General features: G+C 60.9%; 17 protein-coding genes and 2 tRNA genes. 18 read left to right on the top strand and 1 reads right to left on the bottom strand.

The window, feature by feature from the left end:
* Positions 1 to 76 precede the first annotated feature (76 nt).
* From carA to greA, 3 genes are all read left to right on the top strand, one after another.
* The gene (gene carA, locus IFT44_RS18525) at positions 77 to 1213 is read left to right on the top strand and encodes a glutamine-hydrolyzing carbamoyl-phosphate synthase small subunit (RefSeq protein ID WP_192059937.1); all 1137 of its coding nucleotides are present in this window, start codon (positions 77 to 79) and stop codon (positions 1211 to 1213) included.
* Positions 1214 to 1338: 125 nt separating this feature from the next.
* Positions 1339 to 4560: a carbamoyl-phosphate synthase large subunit gene (gene carB / locus IFT44_RS18520; RefSeq protein ID WP_122480193.1), complete on the top strand. Its 3222-nt coding sequence runs from the start codon at positions 1339 to 1341 to the stop codon at positions 4558 to 4560.
* Positions 4557 to 5033, top strand: coding sequence for a transcription elongation factor GreA (gene greA / locus IFT44_RS18515; RefSeq protein ID WP_122480192.1), 477 nt, complete (start codon positions 4557 to 4559; stop codon positions 5031 to 5033). The genes carB and greA overlap by 4 nt, the downstream gene beginning before the upstream one ends.
* A gap of 139 nt (positions 5034 to 5172) precedes the next feature.
* On the opposite strand, the gene IFT44_RS18510 is transcribed toward greA, so the two are convergent.
* Complete coding sequence (locus IFT44_RS18510; RefSeq protein ID WP_049858703.1) at positions 5173 to 5481, bottom strand: YhbY family RNA-binding protein; 309 nt, start codon at positions 5479 to 5481, stop codon at positions 5173 to 5175.
* A gap of 100 nt (positions 5482 to 5581) precedes the next feature.
* On the opposite strand from IFT44_RS18510, the gene rlmE reads away from it, so the two are divergent.
* The 15 genes from rlmE (at position 5582) to pnp (ending at position 20988) form a co-directional block, all read left to right on the top strand.
* Positions 5582 to 6226 carry a 23S rRNA (uridine(2552)-2'-O)-methyltransferase RlmE gene (gene rlmE, locus IFT44_RS18505; RefSeq protein WP_122480191.1) on the top strand — a complete coding sequence of 215 codons (645 nt, stop codon included), beginning with the start codon at positions 5582 to 5584 and terminating at the stop codon, positions 6224 to 6226.
* A 197-nt stretch (positions 6227 to 6423) separates the two neighbouring features.
* Entirely contained in the window at positions 6424 to 8334 is a 1911-nt protein-coding gene (gene ftsH / locus IFT44_RS18500) for an ATP-dependent zinc metalloprotease FtsH (RefSeq protein ID WP_185795388.1), read from the top strand.
* Between the two features lie 36 nt (positions 8335 to 8370).
* The gene (gene folP, locus IFT44_RS18495) at positions 8371 to 9222 is read left to right on the top strand and encodes a dihydropteroate synthase (RefSeq protein WP_122480189.1); all 852 of its coding nucleotides are present in this window, start codon (positions 8371 to 8373) and stop codon (positions 9220 to 9222) included.
* 16 nt (positions 9223 to 9238) lie between these two features.
* Positions 9239 to 10579 carry a phosphoglucosamine mutase gene (glmM, locus tag IFT44_RS18490; RefSeq protein ID WP_122480188.1) on the top strand — a complete coding sequence of 447 codons (1341 nt, stop codon included), beginning with the start codon at positions 9239 to 9241 and terminating at the stop codon, positions 10577 to 10579.
* A 66-nt stretch (positions 10580 to 10645) separates the two neighbouring features.
* Positions 10646 to 11401, top strand: coding sequence for a triose-phosphate isomerase (gene tpiA / locus IFT44_RS18485; RefSeq protein WP_122480187.1), 756 nt, complete (start codon positions 10646 to 10648; stop codon positions 11399 to 11401).
* 4 nt (positions 11402 to 11405) lie between these two features.
* Positions 11406 to 11792, top strand: a complete 387-nt coding sequence (secG, locus tag IFT44_RS18480; RefSeq protein WP_122480186.1) for a preprotein translocase subunit SecG — start codon at positions 11406 to 11408, stop codon at positions 11790 to 11792.
* Positions 11793 to 11846: 54 nt separating this feature from the next.
* A tRNA-Leu gene (locus tag IFT44_RS18475) sits at positions 11847 to 11932 on the top strand.
* A gap of 96 nt (positions 11933 to 12028) precedes the next feature.
* Positions 12029 to 12105, top strand: a tRNA-Met gene (locus IFT44_RS18470).
* 131 nt (positions 12106 to 12236) lie between these two features.
* Positions 12237 to 12695 carry a ribosome maturation factor RimP gene (gene rimP, locus IFT44_RS18465; protein ID WP_163007671.1) on the top strand — a complete coding sequence of 153 codons (459 nt, stop codon included), beginning with the start codon at positions 12237 to 12239 and terminating at the stop codon, positions 12693 to 12695.
* A gap of 59 nt (positions 12696 to 12754) precedes the next feature.
* On the top strand, positions 12755 to 14236 hold the full coding sequence (gene nusA / locus IFT44_RS18460) for a transcription termination factor NusA (protein ID WP_122480184.1): 1482 nt from the start codon (positions 12755 to 12757) through the stop codon (positions 14234 to 14236).
* A gap of 26 nt (positions 14237 to 14262) precedes the next feature.
* Entirely contained in the window at positions 14263 to 16782 is a 2520-nt protein-coding gene (gene infB, locus IFT44_RS18455) for a translation initiation factor IF-2 (RefSeq protein WP_192176368.1), read from the top strand.
* A 111-nt stretch (positions 16783 to 16893) separates the two neighbouring features.
* Entirely contained in the window at positions 16894 to 17295 is a 402-nt protein-coding gene (rbfA, locus tag IFT44_RS18450; protein ID WP_122480182.1) for a 30S ribosome-binding factor RbfA, read from the top strand.
* A 5-nt stretch (positions 17296 to 17300) separates the two neighbouring features.
* On the top strand, positions 17301 to 18218 hold the full coding sequence (gene truB, locus IFT44_RS18445; protein ID WP_122480181.1) for a tRNA pseudouridine(55) synthase TruB: 918 nt from the start codon (positions 17301 to 17303) through the stop codon (positions 18216 to 18218).
* 143 nt (positions 18219 to 18361) lie between these two features.
* Positions 18362 to 18631 (top strand): 30S ribosomal protein S15, encoded by a 270-nt coding sequence (gene rpsO, locus IFT44_RS18440; RefSeq protein ID WP_192176367.1) that lies wholly within the window; start codon positions 18362 to 18364, stop codon positions 18629 to 18631.
* A gap of 251 nt (positions 18632 to 18882) precedes the next feature.
* On the top strand, positions 18883 to 20988 hold the full coding sequence (gene pnp, locus IFT44_RS18435; protein ID WP_122480180.1) for a polyribonucleotide nucleotidyltransferase: 2106 nt from the start codon (positions 18883 to 18885) through the stop codon (positions 20986 to 20988).
* The last annotated feature ends 186 nt before the right edge of the window (positions 20989 to 21174 follow it).

The raw sequence follows: 21174 nt of genomic DNA, 5'->3' as shown, positions 1-21174 counted from the left end.
GTGACGTATCCATACGGCATTCCGCTTTTTTACAACCTGCGATCGCCCTTTCAGGCTTTATTTACGGGAGGTCTTCTTGACTAAGCCAGCCATACTCGCCCTTGCCGATGGCAGCATCTTTCGCGGCGAAGCCATTGGAGCCGACGGGCAAACCGTTGGAGAGGTGGTGTTCAACACCGCCATGACCGGCTATCAGGAAATCCTTACCGATCCTTCCTATGCCCAGCAAATCGTCACCCTGACCTACCCCCACATCGGCAACACCGGCACCACCCCGGAAGATGCCGAGTCCGATCGCGTCTGGGCCGCAGGCCTGGTGATCCGCGACCTGCCATTGGTGGCCAGCAACTGGCGTAACACCATGGCCCTGGACGACTACCTGAAAGCCAACAACGTGGTTGCCATCGCCGGCATCGACACCCGCCGCCTGACCCGCATCCTGCGAGAGAAAGGCGCGCAGAACGGCTGCATCATGGCCGGTGACGACATCAGCGAAGAGGCCGCCATCGCCGCCGCGCGCGCCTTCCCCGGCCTCAAGGGCATGGACCTGGCCAAGGAAGTCAGCACCAAGGACACCTACCAGTGGCGCTCCAGTGTCTGGGAGCTGAAATCCGACAGCCACCCCGATAGGCCCAACAGCGAGCTGCCTTACCACGTGGTCGCCTACGACTACGGCGTCAAGGTCAACATCCTGCGCATGCTGGTCGAGCGCGGCTGCCACCTCACCGTGGTACCTGCGCAAACCCCGGCCGCCGACGTGCTGGCGCTCAACCCCGATGGCGTCTTCCTGTCCAACGGCCCTGGCGATCCAGAGCCCTGCGACTACGCTATCCAGGCGATCAAGGAAGTGCTGCAGACCGAAATTCCGGTCTTCGGCATCTGCCTGGGCCACCAGTTGCTGGCTTTGGCCGCCGGCGCCAAGACCGTCAAGATGGGTCATGGTCACCACGGTGCCAACCACCCGGTGCAGGATGTCGACAGCGGCGTGGTGATGATCACCAGCCAGAACCACGGCTTCGCGGTAGATGAAGCGACGTTGCCGAGCAATGTCCGCGCGATCCACAAATCGCTGTTCGACGGCACCCTGCAGGGTATCGAGCTGACCGACAAGGCCGCGTTCAGCTTCCAGGGTCACCCTGAAGCCAGCCCCGGTCCGAACGACGTCTCGCCGCTGTTCGACCGCTTCATCGAATCGATGGCCAAGCGCCGCTGATCACTGTCGGACCCGTGTGTAACGCGCGCCCCGGCTGGCCCCGTCGAAGACGGACAGGCCGCCAGGGCGCCGCCCAATAAAGTTCAGACGGGCAGCCGGCTGAACTGCGCAATTGAGTGAGAACCATGCCAAAACGTACAGACTTGAAAAGCATCCTGATTCTTGGCGCCGGCCCGATCGTCATCGGCCAGGCCTGCGAATTCGACTACTCCGGCGCCCAGGCCTGCAAGGCCCTGCGCGAAGAGGGTTACCGCGTCATTCTGGTCAACTCCAACCCGGCCACCATCATGACCGACCCGGACATGGCCGACGCCACCTACATCGAACCGATCAAGTGGCAGACCGTGGCCAAGATCATCGAGAAAGAGCGTCCGGACGCCGTGTTGCCGACCATGGGTGGCCAGACTGCCCTGAACTGTGCCCTGGACCTGGAGCGCGAAGGCGTTCTGGCCAAGTTCGGCGTGGAAATGATCGGTGCCAATGCCGACACCATCGACAAGGCCGAAGACCGTTCGCGTTTCGACAAGGCCATGAAGTCCATCGGCCTGGCCTGCCCGCGCTCGGGTATCGCCCACAGCATGGAAGAAGCCAATGCCGTGCTGGAGAAGCTCGGCTTCCCGTGCATCATTCGTCCATCGTTCACCATGGGCGGTACCGGCGGCGGCATCGCCTACAACCGTGAAGAGTTCGAAGAGATCTGCGCCCGTGGCCTGGACCTGTCGCCAACCAAGGAACTGCTGATCGACGAATCGCTGATCGGTTGGAAAGAGTACGAGATGGAAGTGGTCCGCGACAAAAAGGACAACTGCATCATCGTCTGTTCCATCGAGAACTTCGACCCGATGGGCGTGCACACCGGTGACTCGATCACCGTCGCACCGGCGCAGACCCTGACCGACAAGGAATACCAGATCCTGCGCAACGCCTCGCTGGCAGTGCTGCGCGAGATCGGCGTGGAAACCGGCGGTTCCAACGTACAGTTCGGTATCTGCCCGGACACCGGCCGCATGGTCGTGATCGAGATGAACCCGCGCGTGTCGCGTTCCTCGGCACTGGCTTCCAAGGCCACCGGCTTCCCGATCGCCAAGGTCGCGGCCAAGCTGGCCGTCGGCTACACCCTCGACGAACTGCAGAACGACATCACCGGCGGCAAGACCCCGGCGTCGTTCGAGCCGTCCATCGACTACGTCGTCACCAAGCTGCCACGCTTCGCCTTCGAGAAATTCCCGAAAGCCGACGCGCGCCTGACCACCCAGATGAAATCCGTGGGTGAAGTCATGGCCATCGGCCGGACCTTCCAGGAATCCCTGCAGAAAGCCCTGCGCGGCCTGGAAGTGGGCGTCAGTGGCCTGGACCCGAAAGTCGATCTGAGCAGCCCCGAAGCCAGCGGCATCCTCAAGCGCGAACTGACCGTGCCGGGCGCCGAGCGCATCTGGTACGTCGCCGACGCCATGCGCGCCGGCATGAGCGTGGACGACATTTTCGCCCTGACCATGATCGACCGCTGGTTCCTGGTGCAGATGGAAGACCTGATCAAGGAAGAAGAGAAGGTCAAGACCCTGGGTCTGGCCGATATCGACAAGGCCTTGATGTTCCGCCTCAAGCGCAAGGGTTTCTCCGACCAGCGCCTGGCCAAGCTGCTGGGCATCACCGACAAGAATCTGCGTCGTCACCGCCACAAGCTGGACGTGTTCCCGGTCTACAAGCGCGTCGACACCTGCGCCGCCGAGTTCGCCACCGATACCGCCTACCTGTACTCCACGTACGAGGAAGAGTGCGAGGCCAACCCGACCGACCGCGACAAGATCATGATCCTGGGCGGTGGCCCGAACCGTATCGGCCAAGGCATCGAGTTCGACTACTGCTGCGTTCACGCGGCCCTGGCCCTGCGCGCCGACGGGTACGAGACCATCATGGTCAACTGCAACCCGGAAACCGTGTCCACCGACTACGACACCTCCGATCGCCTGTACTTCGAGCCATTGACGCTCGAAGACGTGCTGGAAATCGTGCGCGTCGAGAAGCCCAAGGGCGTCATCGTCCAGTACGGTGGCCAGACCCCGCTGAAACTGGCCCGCGCCTTGGAAGAAGCCGGCGTGCCGATCATCGGCACCAGCCCTGATTCCATCGACCGCGCCGAAGACCGCGAGCGTTTCCAGCAGATGGTCCAGCGCCTGAACCTGCTGCAGCCGCCGAACGCGACCGTGCGCAGCGAAGAGGAAGCCATTCGCGCCGCTGGCGTGATCGGTTACCCGCTGGTCGTGCGCCCGTCGTACGTGCTGGGCGGCCGCGCCATGGAGATCGTCTACGAACTCGACGAGCTCAAGCGCTACCTGCGTGAAGCCGTACAGGTGTCCAACGACAGCCCGGTGCTGCTCGACCACTTCCTCAACTGCGCCATCGAGATGGACGTGGATGCGGTGTGCGACGGCACCGACGTGGTCATCGGCGCGATCATGCAGCACATCGAGCAGGCCGGTGTTCACTCCGGTGACTCGGCCTGCTCGCTGCCGCCGTACTCGCTGCCGGCCCACGTGCAGGACGAAGTGCGCGAGCAGGTCAAGAAGATGGCCCTGGAACTGGGTGTCATCGGCTTGATGAACGTGCAGCTGGCCCTGCAGGGCGACAAGATCTACGTGATCGAAGTCAACCCGCGTGCTTCGCGTACCGTACCGTTCGTGTCCAAGTGCATCGGCACCTCGCTGGCGATGATTGCCGCGCGCGTCATGGCCGGCAAGACTCTGAAGGAAATCGGCTTCACCAAGGAAATCATTCCCAACTTCTACAGCGTCAAGGAAGCGGTGTTCCCGTTCGCCAAGTTCCCTGGCGTTGACCCGATCCTTGGCCCGGAAATGAAATCCACGGGTGAAGTGATGGGTGTCGGCGACACCTTCGGCGAAGCCTTCGCCAAGGCGCAGATGGGCGCCAGCGAAGTGCTGCCGACCGGCGGCACGGCCTTCATCAGCGTGCGTGACGACGACAAGCCGCTGGTGGCTGGCGTGGCCCGCGACCTGATCGCATTGGGCTTCGAAGTGGTCGCCACCGCAGGCACCGCACGCGTCATCGAAGCAGCCGGTTTGAAGGTACGTCGCGTCAACAAGGTGACCGAAGGCCGCCCGCACGTGGTCGACATGATCAAGAACGACGAAGTCACCTTGATCATCAACACCACCGAAGGCCGTCAGTCGATCGCCGATTCTTACTCGATCCGTCGCAACGCCTTGCAGCACAAGATCTACTGCACCACGACCATTGCCGCTGGCGAAGCGATCTGTGAAGCGCTCAAGTTCGGTCCTGAAAAGACCGTGCGCCGTTTGCAGGATCTCCACGCAGGACTCAACGCATGATCAAGTACCCAATGACCGTCCAGGGCCATCGTGCCCTGGAGGAAGAACACGAAAAACTCAGCAAGGTCGAGCGTCCGCGCCTGAGCCAGGCCATCGGTGAGGCGCGCGAGCTGGGCGACCTCAAGGAAAACGCCGAATACCATGCGGCCCGCGAAGAACAGGGCATGGTCGAGGCGCGTATCCGTGACATCGAGGGGCGTTTGCAGAACGCCGTGGTGATCGACGTCACCACGATTCCGAAAACCGGCAAGGTGATTTTCGGCACGACCGTGGAAATCGCCAATGTCGAAACCGACGAGCGCGTGAAGTACAAGATCGTCGGTGAGGACGAAGCCGATATCAAGGGCGGCAAGCTGTCCCATGGCTCGCCGATCGCACGTGCCCTCATCGCCAAGGAAGAAGGCGACGTGGTCACGGTGAAAACCCCCGGCGGCGTGATCGAGTACGAGATCGTCGAAGTCGCCCACGTTTGATCGACTGCCGTGGCGGCGCGTGAGCGCCGCCATCTGGCAGCTGTGGTGCTACCAGCTGTTGGGCGTTAGCCTGGTGTTGGTAGGGCAGCCGGGCCCCTCGGCGGCGCGCAGGGCGCGACCTCGAGGGTCGGCCCGGGCATCAGCGAAAGCGATGCACGTTCGACAGTTGCTTGTTCACTTGCGGGTTCTTGCGGTAAACCAGGGCCATCTTGCCGATGACCTGGACCAGATCGGCACGGCCGACCTTGCACAATTCGGCAACGGCTTGCAGGCGCTGTTCGCGGTCGAGGATGTTGAGTTTGATCTTGATCAGCTCGTGATCGCTCAAGGCGCGTTCGAATTCTGCTAAAACACCTTCAGTCAAACCATTGTCGGCAACCATCAAAACCGGCTTCAGATGGTGACCAATCGATTTGTACTGTTTCTTCTGCTCTTGAGTGAGCGGCATAATCTGACCCTTCATCTGATCTTGTAAAAAGCGGCGGCCAGTTTACCCGAGCGCCCTCGGCTCCGCCCAGTTAATCACGACCCGTTATTCGAGGTGCCCCGTGGCCCGTTCCAAGACAAGCCTCAATTGGCTGAAAGAACACTTCAACGATCCCTACGTCAAGATGGCGCAGAAAGACGGGTATCGTTCGCGTGCAAGCTACAAGCTGCTGGAAATACAGGAGCGCGACCGCCTGATCCGCCCCGGCATGAGTGTCATCGACCTGGGCGCCGCGCCTGGCGGATGGTCCCAGGTGACCAGTCGTCTGATTGGTGGCCAGGGCCGACTCATCGCGTCCGATATCCTGGAAATGGACAGCATCCCCGATGTCACCTTCATTCAGGGCGACTTCACCGAGGATGCAGTGCTGGCGCAGATCCTCGAGGCCGTCGGTAATTCGCAGGTCGACCTTGTGATTTCCGATATGGCCCCCAATATGAGTGGACTGGCCGCAGTCGACATGCCGCGTGCAATGTTCCTCTGCGAGCTGGCGCTCGACCTGGCCAGCCGGGTTCTGCGTCCGGGCGGTGATTTCCTGATCAAGGTCTTCCAGGGTGAAGGCTTCGACGTGTATCACAAGACCGTTCGGCAGATGTTCGAGAAGGTGCAGATGCGCAAGCCTTCCTCGTCCCGTGACCGTTCACGCGAGCAGTACTTGCTGGGCCGTGGTTTCAAGGGCGCGGAAAAGCCGGACCATGAGGTCTGAGGCTGTCGATAGCTTTTATTAAATGGCGCGGCATGCTGAGCATAAACGAAGATTACGCAGTCAAAGTTTCACAAAAGGTTACAGACGCCGCCTGCGGAGCCGTAGGCAATGTAGTAAGTTTGGCCGGTGAACATCATGCGAAGCACGCCTGCGCGGGTTGCGGGTAGCAGGCTTCAGAGGGTAGCGAATTGAACGATATGGCAAAGAATCTGATCCTGTGGTTGATCATCGCCGCCGTCCTGGTGACGGTCATGAACAACTTCTCCAGCCCCAATGAGCCGCAGACCCTCAACTATTCCGACTTCATCCAGCAGGTGAAGGACGGCAAAGTCGAGCGCGTTGCCGTGGATGGCTACGTCATCACCGGCAAGCGTACCGATGGCGATGCCTTCAAGACCATCCGGCCTGCCATTCAGGACAACGGCCTGATCGGCGACCTGGTGGACAACAAGGTCGTGGTCGAGGGCAAGCAGCCTGAACAGCAAAGCATCTGGACCCAGCTTCTGGTGGCCAGCTTCCCGATCCTGGTGATCATCGCGGTGTTCATGTTCTTCATGCGCCAGATGCAGGGCGGGGCAGGTGGCAAGGGCGGCCCGATGAGCTTCGGCAAGAGCAAGGCGCGCCTGCTCTCCGAAGACCAGGTCAAGACCACCCTGGCCGACGTGGCCGGTTGCGACGAAGCGAAGGAGGAAGTCGGCGAGCTGGTCGAGTTCCTGCGCGATCCAGGCAAGTTCCAGCGCCTGGGCGGTCGCATTCCCCGCGGCGTGCTGATGGTCGGCCCGCCCGGTACGGGTAAGACGCTGCTGGCCAAGGCCATTGCCGGCGAAGCCAAGGTACCGTTCTTCACCATTTCCGGTTCGGACTTCGTCGAGATGTTCGTCGGTGTCGGTGCCAGCCGTGTACGTGACATGTTCGAACAGGCGAAGAAGCACGCGCCTTGCATCATCTTCATCGACGAAATCGATGCCGTGGGTCGCCATCGTGGTGGCGGCATGGGCGGTGGTCACGACGAGCGCGAGCAGACGCTCAACCAGTTGCTGGTCGAAATGGACGGCTTCGAAATGAATGACGGCATCATCGTCATTGCCGCGACCAACCGTCCGGACGTGCTCGACGCTGCGCTGCTGCGCCCGGGCCGTTTCGACCGTCAGGTCGTGGTGGGCCTGCCGGATATCCGCGGTCGCGAGCAGATCCTCAAGGTTCACATGAAGAAAGCGCCCTTGGGCGACGACGTGAACCCTGCGGTCATCGCTCGCGGTACACCGGGTTTCTCCGGTGCCGATCTGGCCAACCTGGTCAACGAAGCGTCGCTGTTCGCTGCCCGCAATGGCAAGCGCCTTGTCGAGATGAAGGAATTCGAGCTCGCCAAGGACAAGATCATGATGGGCGCCGAGCGCAAAAACATGGTCATGTCCGAGAAAGAGAAGCAGAACACGGCTTACCATGAAGCGGGCCATGCCATCGTCGGTCGCGTCGTGCCCGAGCACGACCCGGTCTACAAGGTCTCGATCATCCCGCGCGGTCGCGCGCTGGGCGTGACCATGTTCCTGCCTGAGGAAGATCGCTACAGCCTTTCCAAGCGCGCCTTGATCAGTCAGATCTGCTCGCTGTACGGGGGGCGCATTGCCGAGGAAATGACGCTGGGCTTCGATGGCGTTACCACCGGTGCGTCCAACGACATCATGCGTGCCAGCCAGATCGCTCGGAACATGGTCACCAAGTGGGGCCTCTCCGAGAAGCTCGGACCGTTGCTCTACGCGGAAGACGAAGACCAGGGTTACCTGGGTCGTGGCGGCGGCGGTGGTGCGGCAGCAGTGTCGGGCGAGACTGCCAAGGTGATCGACTCCGAAGTGCGCAGCATTATCGACCAGTGCTACGGCACGGCCAGGCAGATCCTCACGGACAACCGTGACAAGCTGGATGCAATGGCGGACGCGCTGATGAAGTATGAGACGATCGATGCCGATCAGATCGACGACATCATGGCAGGCCGCACGCCACGTGAGCCTCGCGATTGGTCCGGCGGTGGTTCGGGTTCGTCGGGCACTACCATCGCCCCGGATCCACGTCCTGAAACACCCATCGGTGGACCAGCGGCCGAGGTCTGATACAGACGCCTCAACGCTCGATACCTAAGGTTTGACATGACCCCTTCGCAATACCCCACTCGGTTGCCTTGCGGCAACCGAGTTCTCGATCTGGCCCAGACGCATGTCATGGGCATTCTCAATATCACTCCCGACTCCTTTTCCGACGGTGGCCGCTTCAACCAGCGCGATCTGGCCCTGCGCCATGCGCAGGCGATGGTCGATGCCGGCGCAACCCTGATCGACATCGGTGGCGAATCGACACGCCCCGGCGCTCGTGCGGTGTCTGCGGTGGAAGAGCTTGAGCGTGTCGCCCCTCTGGTGGAGGCGATCAACCGCGAGCTGGATGTGATCATTTCGGTGGACACCTCCACGCCGGCAGTCATGCGCGAAAGTGCACGGCTCGGCGCCGGTTTGATCAACGACGTGCGCGCGCTGCGCCGCGACGGCGCACTGGACGCCGCTGCGGCCACCGGCCTTCCGGTGTGTCTGATGCACATGGTGGGCGAGCCCGGCACCATGCAGGACCATCCCCACTACGACGACCTGCTGGGCGAGGTGGCGGGCTTTCTGTCCGAACGCATGCACGCCTGTGCTTCGGTCGGCATCCCTGCAGAGCGTATACTGCTCGACCCAGGCTTCGGTTTCGCCAAGTCGCATGCGCACAACCTCAGCCTGTTCAAGCATATGCAGGCGTTGCATGCGCTTGGGCGGCCCTTGCTGGTAGGTGTTTCGCGCAAGAGCATGGTCGGATTGGCCCTGAACAAGCCAGTGGCCGAACGCCTCAATGGCAGCTTGGCCCTGGCGGCCTTGGCGATGACCAAGGGTGCGAAGATCTTGCGCGTCCACGATGTGGCCGAAACGATTGATGTCGTTCGGATGATCGCCGCCGTTGAAGCGGCCGAATAAGAATTACGGAGTACTTATGAGCAGGAAATATTTTGGCACCGACGGCATTCGTGGTCGTGTCGGCGAGTACCCGATTACCCCTGATTTCATGCTCAAGCTGGGCTGGGCGGCCGGCATGGCGTTCCGCAAGATGGGTGCTTGCCGCGTGCTGGTCGGCAAGGACACGCGGATCTCTGGCTACATGTTCGAATCGGCGCTGGAGGCCGGCCTGTCCGCGGCCGGCGCCGACGTCCTGTTGCTCGGCCCAATGCCCACGCCCGCCATTGCCTACCTGACGCGTACGTTCCATGCCGAAGCCGGGATCGTCATCAGTGCATCGCACAATCCGCACGATGACAACGGCATCAAGTTCTTCTCCGGCCAGGGCACCAAGCTGCCCGACGAAGTCGAGTCGATGATCGAAGAGCTCATGGATGCGCCGATGACGGTGGCCGAGTCCAGCAAGCTGGGCAAGGTTTCGCGCATCAACGACGCCGCTGGCCGCTACATCGAGTTCTGCAAGAGCAGCGTGCCCACCACCACCGACTTCGCTGGCCTCAAGCTGGTGATCGATTGTGCCCATGGCGCCACCTACAAGGTCGCACCCAATGTCTTTCGCGAGCTGGGTGCGCAGGTCACCGTGCTGTCTGCCGCGCCCGATGGCCTGAACATCAACGACAACTGCGGCTCGACCCACATGGAAGCGTTGCAGGCTGCCGTGCTGATAGGCCATGCCGACCTGGGCATCGCCTTCGACGGAGACGGTGACCGCGTATTGATGGTCGACCATACGGGTGCCATCGTCGATGGCGACGACTTGCTGTTCATCATCGCCCGCGATCTCCACGAGCGCGGCAAGCTGCACGGCGGCGTGGTCGGTACCCTGATGAGCAACCTGGGCCTGGAACTGGCCTTCCAGGACCTGTCCATCCCGTTCGTTCGCGCCAGCGTCGGCGACCGCTACGTGATGGCCGAGCTCAAGGAGCGTGACTGGCAATTGGGTGGCGAGAATTCGGGCCACATCGTCTGCTGCCATCACACCACCACGGGCGATGCGATCATCGCTGCGCTGCAGGTGCTGCTGGCCCTCAAGCGCCGTGACGAAACCCTCGCACATGCCCGTCAGGGGCTGCGCAAGTGTCCTCAGGTATTGGTCAACGTGCGCTTTGCCGGCGGCGACGTCAATCCGGTCGAGCACCCCTCGGTCAAGGAAGCCTGCGCGCGGGTGACCGAGGCCATGGGTGGTCGCGGGCGCGTGCTGTTGCGCAAGTCCGGAACCGAGCCGCTGGTGCGGGTAATGGTCGAAGGCGACGACGAAAAAGTAGTGCGTGGCTACGCCGATGAGCTTGCCAGGCTGGTGAGTGAAGTTTGCGCCTGAATACGGCTTGCCAGTGAACGTTGCGTTGGGTAACATCTGCGCCCACTTTGATCGACGAGGTACAGCATGCGTCGCCCCATGGTAGCTGGTAACTGGAAAATGCACGGTACCCGCGCCAGCGTCGCCGAGCTGATCAAGGGTCTGTCCGAACAGTCCTTGCCCGACTCTGTCGAGGTTGCGGTGTTCCCGCCCCTGTTGTTCGTCGACCGTGTGGTCGAGGGTCTGCAAGGCAGCCATATCGCTGTCGGTGCGCAGAACTGCGCGGTTCAGGCCGAGCAAGGTGCATTGACCGGCGAAACCGCCTCGAGCCAGTTGGTCGATGCCGGTTGTTCGCTGGTTCTGATCGGTCACTCCGAGCGTCGCCAGGTCATCGGCGAAGGCGAGCAGCAACTGATCGAGAAATTCCGCGCCGCGCAAGCGGCCGGCCTGACGCCAGTGCTTTGCATGGGGGAAACCCTTGAAGAGCGCGAAGCCGGTCAGACTTTGGAAATTGTAGGTCGTCAGCTGGGCAGCGTCATTGCAGCCTTGGGTATCGAAGCTTTCACCCATGCGGTGATTGCCTACGAGCCGGTCTGGGCCATTGGCACCGGGCTGACTGCCACGCCGCAACAGGCTCAGGATGTGCACGCCGCCATCCGGGCTCAGTTGACGGCAGAAGATGCCAAGGTCGCACAAGCTGTGCGGCTGTTGTACGGCGGTAGCGTCAAAGCGGCCAATGCGGCCGAACTGTTCGGCATGCCGGATATCGATGGGGGCCTCATTGGTGGTGCTTCCCTGAATGCAGATGATTTCGGTGCGATCTGTCGCGCCGCGGGAAACTGAGAAAATGCTGGAAACAGTCGTAGTCGTTCTTCATCTGTTGGGTGCACTGAGCGTTGTCGCTCTGGTTTTGCTGCAACAGGGTAAAGGTGCGGACGCTGGCGCGTCATTCGGGGCAGGTGCATCAAATACTGTCTTCGGAAGCCAAGGTTCCTCTACCTTTCTTAGTAAGTTTACTGCTATACTTGCCGCCTGTTTCTTCATAACCAGCTTGGGTTTAGGTTACTTTGCTAAAGAGAAAGCTCAACAGCTGACTCAAGTAGGTTTGCCAGATCCAGCGGTCATCGAAGCACCTAGGCAGAAGCCGGCAGCAGATGATGTTCCGGTGCTCCAAGAGCAAAAGACCGACGTAGCTCCTGCTACCGACGTTCCTCAGGCTCAAGGGCAAAAGTGATACTCGCAAGAGTGTCAGGGTTACAAAAGCGGTAAGGGTTTCACACGTTGTATTGCCGAGGTGGTGGAATTGGTAGACACGCAACCTTGAGGTGGTTGTGCCCATAGGGTGTAGGGGTTCGAGTCCCCTTCTCGGTACCAATTATCAGGAGAGCCCGCTGTTGCGGGCTTTCTTGTCGGTGGAAGCTTGGATTGACCCAAAACGGGTTCGGTCGTATACTTTCGCCCCAGCTTTGTCGCGGGATGGAGCAGTCTGGTAGCTCGTCGGGCTCATAACCCGAAGGTCGTTGGTTCAAATCCAGCTCCCGCAACCAGTTTTAGCAAAGCCCCTTTTCAAAGGGGCTTTTTGTTAGCTGGACAGTTCTTAGCGCCGGTATTCAACGGCGTATCCGGGATGGGCGCTTCGCCCATTTTTTATTTGCACAGCATGCACGAGGGGGTTCAGGTGTCGAGCAAGCTAGAACAGTTGCAGGCCTTGTTGGCCCCGGTGGTCGTGGCCCTTGGCTATGAATGCTGGGGTATTGAGTTTTCGGCTCAAGGCCGCCATTCACTTTTGCGTGTCTATATCGATAAAGAGGGCGGAGTGCTGGTGGACGATTGCGCCATTGTCAGCCGCCAGCTCAGTGGTGTACTGGACGTTGAAGATCCAATCACCGTCGAATACACCCTTGAAGTTTCTTCTCCAGGCATGGAACGCCCGCTGTTCAACATCGAACAGTTTGCCGCGTACGCCGGAGCACAAGTAAAGATAAAGCTGCGCGCCCCTTTCGAAGGACGACGCAACTTTCAGGGCCTTCTCCATGGTGTGGAGGACCAGGATGTCGTGATTCGAGTAGACGAACACGAATTCCTGCTGCCGATCGATTCGATCGACAAGGCCAATATCATTCCCAGTTTTGACTGAGACGTGCCAGATACTGCGGGTCCCGCGGATCCAATGGCTTGCGAAAGGCGAGGCGTACGATGAGCAAAGAAGTACTGCTGGTTGTTGAGTCGGTATCCAATGAAAAGGGTGTACCGGCAGGCGTAATATTCGAAGCGCTGGAGATTGCTCTGGCGACCGCGACCAAGAAACGCTTCGAAGACGAAGTGGATCTTCGTGTGGAAATCAATCGCCACACCGGCTCCTACGAAACCTTCCGTCGCTGGACGGTCGTCGAAGAAGACGACCTGGACGATCCGGCCATCGAAACCTGGCCGAGCAAGGTTGTACTGACACACCCCGAAGCCAAGGTGGGTGATGTCATCGAAGAGAAGATCGACTCCATCGAGTTCGGTCGCATCGCTGCCCAGACCGCCAAGCAGGTGATCGTGCAGAAAGTTCGCGAGGCCGAGCGCGCCCAGGTGGTGGATGCTTACCGTGAACGACTGGGCGAGATCATCTCTGGCACGGTCAAGAAGGTGACCCGCGACAACGTCATCGTCGATCTGGGCAACAACGCCGAGGCCTTGCTGGCTCGGGAAGATATCATTTCGCGCGAAACCTTCCGTGTCGGTGTGCGCCTGCGCGCGCTGCTCAAGGAAATTCGTACCGAAAACCGGGGTCCTCAACTGATCCTTTCGCGTACCGCGCCGGAAATGCTCATCGAGCTTTTCCGCATCGAGGTGCCGGAAATCGCTGAAGGCCTCATTGAAGTCATGGCCGCATCCCGTGATCCGGGTTCGCGCGCCAAGATCGCCGTTCGCTCCAAGGACAAGCGCATCGACCCGCAAGGTGCCTGTATCGGCATGCGCGGTTCGCGTGTGCAGGCTGTGTCCGGCGAGTTGGGCGGCGAGCGCGTCGACATCGTCCTCTGGGACGATAACCCGGCACAGTTCGTCATCAATGCCATGTCTCCGGCGGAAGTCGCGGCCATCATCGTCGACGAAGACGCCCATGCCATGGACATCGCCGTGGGTGCCGACAACCTGGCCCAGGCAATTGGCCGTGGCGGGCAGAACGTGCGTCTGGCCAGCCAGTTGACTGGCTGGACACTGAACGTGATGACCGAGTCGGACATTCAGGCCAAGCAGCAAGCGGAAACCGGTGACATCCTGCGCAACTTCATCGACGAGCTGGAAGTCGATGAAGAGCTGGCCCAGGTACTGGTCGACGAAGGCTTCACAAGCCTGGAAGAAATTGCCTACGTACCGTTGGAAGAGATGCTCAACATCGACGGCTTTGACGAAGACATCGTCAACGAGCTTCGCGCTCGGGCCAAGGATCGTTTGTTGACCAAAGCCATCGCTACAGAGGAAAAGCTGGCAGACGCCCATCCGGCCGAAGACCTGCTCTCGCTTGAGGGTATGGACAAGGATTTGGCGATGGAACTGGCGGTGCGCGGCGTAGTTACCCGCGAAGACCTGGCCGAGCAGTCGATTGACGACCTGCTCGACATCGACGGCATTGACCAAGATCGTGCCGGCAAGTTGATCATGGCCGCCCGAGCCCATTGGTTCGAGTAATTGGCGCGGCCTGAGGAGAGAAGTGCATGACGCAAGTCACGGTGAAAGAATTGGCCCAAGAGGTCGCCGCACCGGTAGAGCGCCTGCTTCAGCAGATGCGTGAGGCAGGTCTGCCGCACACCGACGCCGGACAAGTTGTGACCGACAATGAGAAGCAGGCTCTGCTGGCTCATTTGAAAAGCAGCCACAAGGCGAAAGCGGAAGAACCGCGCAAGATTACCTTGCAGCGCAAGACCCAAAGCACCCTGCGTGTGGCCGGTAGCAAGAGCATCAGCGTAGAAGTACGCAAGAAGAAGGTATTCGTTCAGCGCAGCCCGGAAGAGATCCAGGCCGAGCAGAAGCGCGAGCTCGACGAGCGTCGCGCAGCGAATGATGCTGCCCGCCAGAAGGTCGAGCAGGACACCCGTTCGCGTACCGACGAAGAAACGCGCAAGCCGCCTGGCAGCACCGCTCAGGCCGACGCCCCTGCCGCCGCAACCCAAGCTCCTTCGGCGCCAAGCGTCGATGTGGCTGCGGTCGCCCCGGCACCTGCACCGGCGCCTGAGCGCAAGAAGGAAGAGCCTCGGCGTCCCGACAAGCCGCGCAACGACGACCGTCGCAGCGGCAGTGGCAACAGTGATGGCGAGCGCAAGAACCAGCCTCACCGTGCCACCGTCAAGGAAAAGGCTCCGACGCCGCGTGCCGCACCGCGTACCACCGACGAAGAGAGCGATGGCTTCCGTCGTGGCGGTCGTGGCAAGGGCAAGCTGAAGAAGCGCAACGCTCACGGTTTCCAGAGCCCTACCGGGCCGCTGGTGCGTGACGTGAAAATTGGCGAGACCATCTCTGTTGGCGATCTGGCCGCGCAGATGTCGGTCAAGGCTGCCGAGATCATCAAGTTCATGTTCAAGCTGGGCACGCCAGCCACCATCAACCAGGTGCTGGATCAGGAAACTGCCCAGCTGGTTGCCGAGGAGCTGGGTCACAAGGTGACCCTGGTCAGCGACACCGCCCTGGAAGATTCCCTGGCCGAATCGCTGAAGTTCGAGGGTGAAGCGTTCGCTCGTGCACCGGTCGTGACCGTCATGGGCCACGTCGACCACGGCAAGACCTCGCTGCTCGACTACATTCGTCGTGCCAAGGTTGCTGCAGGCGAAGCCGGCGGTATCACCCAGCACATCGGTGCCTACCACGTCGAAACCGAACGCGGCATGGTCACCTTCCTCGACACCCCGGGCCACGCCGCGTTTACCGCGATGCGTGCCCGTGGTGCCAAGGCGACGGACATCGTGATCCTGGTGGTCGCGGCGGACGACGGCGTGATGCCGCAAACCATCGAAGCCGTTCAGCATGCGAAAGCCGCTGGCGTGCCGCTGGTGGTTGCAGTGAACAAGATCGACAAGCCGGGCGCCGACCTGGACCGTATCCGCAGCGAGCTGTCGGTTCACGGTGTGACTTCGGAAGAGTGGGGCGGCGACACCCCGTTCGTACCGGTTTCGGCCAAGCAGGGTACCGGCGTCGACGAATTGCTCGAAGCCGTGTTGCTGCAGGCTGAAGTACTGGAACTGACCGCAACGCCCTCGGCTCCTGGCCGTGGTGTGGTCGTCGAATCGCGCCTGGACAAGGGCCGTGGCCCGGTGGCCACCGTGCTGGTTCAGGACGGTACGCTGCGTCAGGGCGACATGGTGCTGGTCGGTTCGAACTATGGCCGCGTACGTGCCATGCTCGACGAGAACGGCAAGCCGATCAAGGAAGCCGGTCCGGCCATTCCGGTCGAGATCCTGGGCCTTGATGGTACCCCGGATGCCGGCGACGAGATGAGCGTGGTTGCCGACGAGAAGAAAGCCCGTGAAGTGGCTCTGTTCCGTCAAGGCAAGTTCCGCGAAGTCAAGCTGGCCCGTGCTCACGCCGGCAAGCTGGAAAACATCTTCGAAAACATGGGCCAGGAAGAGAAGAAGACGCTCAACATCGTCCTCAAATCCGACGTCCGTGGATCGCTGGAAGCGTTGCAGGGTGCCTTGAATGGCCTGGGTAACGACGAAGTGCAAGTGCGTGTGGTCGGTGGCGGCGTCGGTGGTATCACCGAATCCGATGCCAACCTGGCGCTGGCTTCGACAGCGGTACTGTTCGGCTTCAACGTGCGGGCCGATGCCGGCGCGCGCAAGATCGTCGAGCAGGAAGGTCTGGATATGCGTTACTACAACGTGATCTACGACATCATCGAAGACGTCAAGAAAGCCCTGACCGGTATGCTGGGCAGCGATGTTCGCGAGAACATCCTGGGTATCGCCGAAGTGCGTGACGTGTTCCGTTCGCCGAAGTTCGGTGCGATCGCCGGCTGCATGGTCATCGAGGGTGTGGTCTTCCGCAACCGTCCGATCCGTGTACTGCGCGAAGACATCGTGATCTTCGAAGGCGAACTGGAATCGCTGCGTCGCTTCAAGGACGATGCGTCCGAAGTGCGTGCCGGCATGGAATGCGGTATCGGCGTCAAGAGCTATAACGACGTCAAGGTCGGTGACAAGATCGAAGTCTTCGAGAAAGTCCAAGTGGCTCGTACTCTCTAAGCTGCGACCTCCAGGAACCTGTCCGGCCAGCGCCGGGCCGGTTCTAAACGCAACGCCCGATCCGGCCCAGCCTGATCGGGCGTTTGCCGCTCTAGTTACAGGTAATGAAACATGGCAAAAGAATACAGCCGTACCCAGCGTATCGGCGATCAGATGCAGCGCGAGCTGGCGCAACTGATCCGTCGCGAGGTCAAGGATCCACGCGTTGGCCTGGTCACCATCACAGCGGTCGAAGTGAGCCGCGATGTCGGTCATGCCAAGATCTTCATCACCGTCATGGGCCAGGACAGCGCTGCCGACATCGCCCAGAGCATCAAGGTGTTGAACTCGGCCGCCGGTTTCCTGCGCATGCAGTTGGCCAAGGAAATGAAGCTGCGCAGCGTGCCGCAGTTGCACTTCCACTACGACGAAAGCGTGAGCCGTGGCGCTCATCTGTCGGCGTTGATCGAGCGTGCCGTGGCCGAGGACAGCCAGCATCACGCGGACGAGTCGGCCAAAGAGACCAAGGAGTAATCCCGGTGGCTCAGGTCAAGCGTATCCGTCGCAATGTCAGTGGCATCATCCTGCTGGACAAGCCACTGGGGTTCACTTCCAACGCCGCGCTGCAGAAAGTGCGCTGGCTGCTCAATGCCGAGAAGGCCGGTCATACCGGCAGTCTCGATCCCTTGGCCACCGGTGTGCTGCCGCTGTGTTTCGGCGAGGCGACCAAGTTTTCCCAGTACCTGCTCGAATCCGACAAAGGCTACGAGACCCTGGCGCAACTGGGCAAGACCACGACCACGGCCGATGCCGAGGGCGAGGTTCTGCAGACCCGAGAGGTGACCGTCGGTCACTCCGACATCGAGGCGGTATTGCCTCGTTTCCGTGGCCAGATCAGCCAGATACCGCCGATGTACTCGGCGCTCAAGCGCGATGGGCAGCCATTGTACAAGCTGGCGCGTGCCGGTGAAGTAGTGGAGCGCGAGCCGCGTTCTGTTACTATTGCGCGGCTGCAATTGCTTGGCTGCGAGCAGACCACTGCAAGGTTCGCCGTGGACTGCAGCAAAGGCACCTACATTCGGACCCTGGTCGAAGACATCGGCGAGGCGTTGGGGTGTGGTGCGTACGTTGCAGAACTGCGTCGCACGCAAGCGGGCCCGTTCAGCCTGGCGCAGACGGTCACGCTCGAAGAGCTCGAAGCCGTGCATGCCGAAGGCGGCAACGAGGCAGTGGACAGGTTCCTGCTGCCATCGGACAGCGGCCTGCAGGATTGGCCGCTGCTGCAGTTTTCGGAGCACAGCGCGTTCTACTGGCTCCACGGCCAGCCGGTGAGGGCTCCCGAAGCTCCCAAGTTCGGCATGGTGCGGGTACAGGATCACAATGGTCGCTTCATCGGAATCGGTGAAGTGAGCGAAGACGGGCGCATTGCGCCACGTCGCTTGATTCGGTCGGAATGACCGATCCCGGTCGTCACGGTATTCGTGGCGGCTGGTCGAGGACGGCTGTCAACAGGCACGGTCGCGCCTCTTCTCATGAAAACAGGGTTTTGCCCTGGCCTGTTGGACACTGCGTGCAGTGCCCTTGATAGTGGAGATGCCTCATGGCTCTTAGCGTTGAAGACAAAGCTCAAATCGTTGCCGACTACCAGCAAGCTGTTGGTGATACCGGTTCGCCAGAAGTGCAGGTTGCACTGCTGACGCACAACATCAACAAGCTGCAGGGTCACTTCAAGGCCAACGGCAAGGACCACCACTCGCGTCGTGGTCTGATCCGTATGGTCAACCAGCGCCGCAAGCTGCTGGATTACCTGAAGGGCAAGGACATCACCCGTTACAGCGCCCTGATCGGTCGTCTGGGTCTGCGTCGCTAATAGCGGCTCGACACGCGGTGACAAGCGTGGTTTGCCATGTTCGCAGGCCTGGGCTCAAGCCCGGGCCTGCGAGGGCGCCACGCGCAATCCTGAGGTTGGTTGTCTGTCGTACCCCAGCGGGTTTTCCGCGGGGGCGGGCAGGTTTCCAGCCTCAAGTTGTATCTGGACGGTCAACGGGGCCGATTCCCCGCTCTGCCCAAGAATTTCGCAAGAAACCAGTTCCCCCAAGAGCCAACAGAAGGTAGGAAACCGTGAACCCGGTAATCAAGACGTTTCAATTCGGTCAATCGACCGTAACCCTCGAAACGGGCCGTATTGCCCGTCAAGCCTCCGGCGCCGTGCTGGTCACCGTCGATAACGACGTGACCGTACTGGTGACCGTGGTAGGTGCCAAGCAAGCCGATCCAGGCAAAGGCTTTTTCCCGCTGTCCGTGCACTACCAGGAAAAGACCTACGCTGCCGGCAAGATTCCCGGTGGTTTCTTCAAGCGTGAAGGCCGTCCTTCCGAGAAAGAAACCCTGACCTCGCGTTTGATCGATCGCCCGATCCGTCCGCTGTTCCCCGAAGGCTTCATGAACGAAGTGCAGGTCGTCTGCACCGTCGTTTCCACCAGCAAGAAAACCGATCCAGACATCGCTGCGATGATCGGTACCTCGGCGGCCCTGGCCATTTCCGGCATTCCGTTCGACGGCCCGATCGGCGCTGCGCGTGTGGCCTTCCACGAGAGCACTGGCTACCTGCTGAACCCGACCTACGAGCAGCAGCAGGCTTCGAGCCTGGACATGGTCGTGGCCGGTACCAAAGACGCCGTGCTGATGGTTGAATCCGAAGCCAAAGAGCTGACCGAAGACCAGATGTTGGGCGCCGTGCTGTTTGCCCACGATGAGTTCCAGTCGGTCATCAAGGCCGTCGGCGAGCTGGCTGCAGAAGCCGCCAAGCCTACCTGGAGCTGGACCCCGAAAGCCTGGAACACCGAGCTGCTGGGCGCGATCCGCGGCGAATTCGGCGATGCCGTTTCCCAGGCCTACACCATCACCGTCAAGGCCGATCGCTACGCCAAGCTGGGCGAGTTGCGTGACCAGGTGATCGCCAAGTTCTCCGGCGAAGAAGGCAAGCCGACCGCAGCCGAAGTGAAGGAAATCTTCGGCGAGATCGAATACCGCACCGTTCGTGAAAACATCGTCAACGGCAAGCCGCGTATCGACGGTCGCGACACCAAGACCGTGCGCCCGCTGAACATCGAAGTCGGTGTTCTGCCGAAAACCCACGGTTCGGCCCTGTTCACCCGCGGTGAAACCCAGGCGCTGGTCGTGGCGACTCTGGGCACTGCCCGCGACGCTCAGTTGCTGGACACCCTGGAAGGCGAGAAGAAAGACCCCTTCATGCTGCACTACAATTTCCCTCCGTTCTCGGTGGGCGAGTGTGGTCGCATGGGCGGCGCGGGTCGTCGTGAAATCGGCCACGGCCGTCTGGCCCGTCGTTCGGTACAGGCCATGCTGCCGGCCGCCGACGTGTTCCCGTACACCATCCGCGTGGTATCGGAAATCACCGAGTCCAACGGTTCCAGCTCCATGGCGTCGGTCTGCGGTGCTTCCCTGGCCCTGATGGACGCCGGTGTGCCGATGAAGGCGCCGGTTGCCGGTATCGCCATGGGCCTGGTCAAGGAAGGCGACAAGTTCGCCATCCTCACCGACATCCTCGGTGACGAAGACCACCTCGGCGACATGGACTTCAAGGTAGCTGGTACCGCCAAGGGCGTTACCGCGCTGCAGATGGACATCAAGATCAACGGTATCACCGAAGAGATCATGGAAATCGCCCTGGGCCAGGCGCTGGAAGCGCGCCTGAACATCCTCGGTCAGATGAACCAGATCATCGGCACTTCGCGTACCGAGCTGTCGGAAAACGCGCCGACCATGATCGCGATGAAGATCGATACCGACAAGATCCGCGACGTGATCGGCAAGGGTGGCGCCACCATCCGCGCCATCTGCGAGGAAACCAAGGCTTCGATCGACATCGAAGACGACGGCTCGATCAAGATCTTCGGCGAATCCAAGGAAGCGGCTGAAGCAGCACGTCAGCGCGTTCTGGGTATCACCGCAGAAGCCGAGATCGGCAAGATCTACGTGGGCAAGGTCGAGCGCATCGTTGACTTCGGTGCCTTCGTCAACATCCTGCCTGGCAAAGACGGTCTGGTTCACATCTCGATGCTCAGCGATGCGCGCGTCGAGAAAGTGACCGATATCCTCAAGGAAGGCGAGGAAGTGGAAGTACTGGTACTGGACGTGGACAACCGCGGCCGTATCAAGCTGTCCATCAAGGACGTTGCTGCTGCAAAGGCTTCGGGCGCCTAACCTCGCCGGCTTGAGAAAAAGAGTCCTTCGGGGCTCTTTTTTTTCGACTAGAGTTTGCGCAGTAGTCTACGTTTTGTTCAAAGTGCCCAGCCGAGGCGCTCGAAAACATCAAGGAACTTTTGTGAACTTGCAACTTGCACGCAAAATTACCCGCAGGCGTGCAACTTGCACGAAAGACGTCTTTTG

The organism is Pseudomonas sp. CFBP 13710, assembly GCF_014842235.1.
Lineage (GTDB): Bacteria > Pseudomonadota > Gammaproteobacteria > Pseudomonadales > Pseudomonadaceae > Aquipseudomonas > Aquipseudomonas baltica.
The sequence above is the reverse complement of the archived record's forward strand: the minus strand, read 5'-3'. Positions and strand labels throughout refer to the sequence as shown.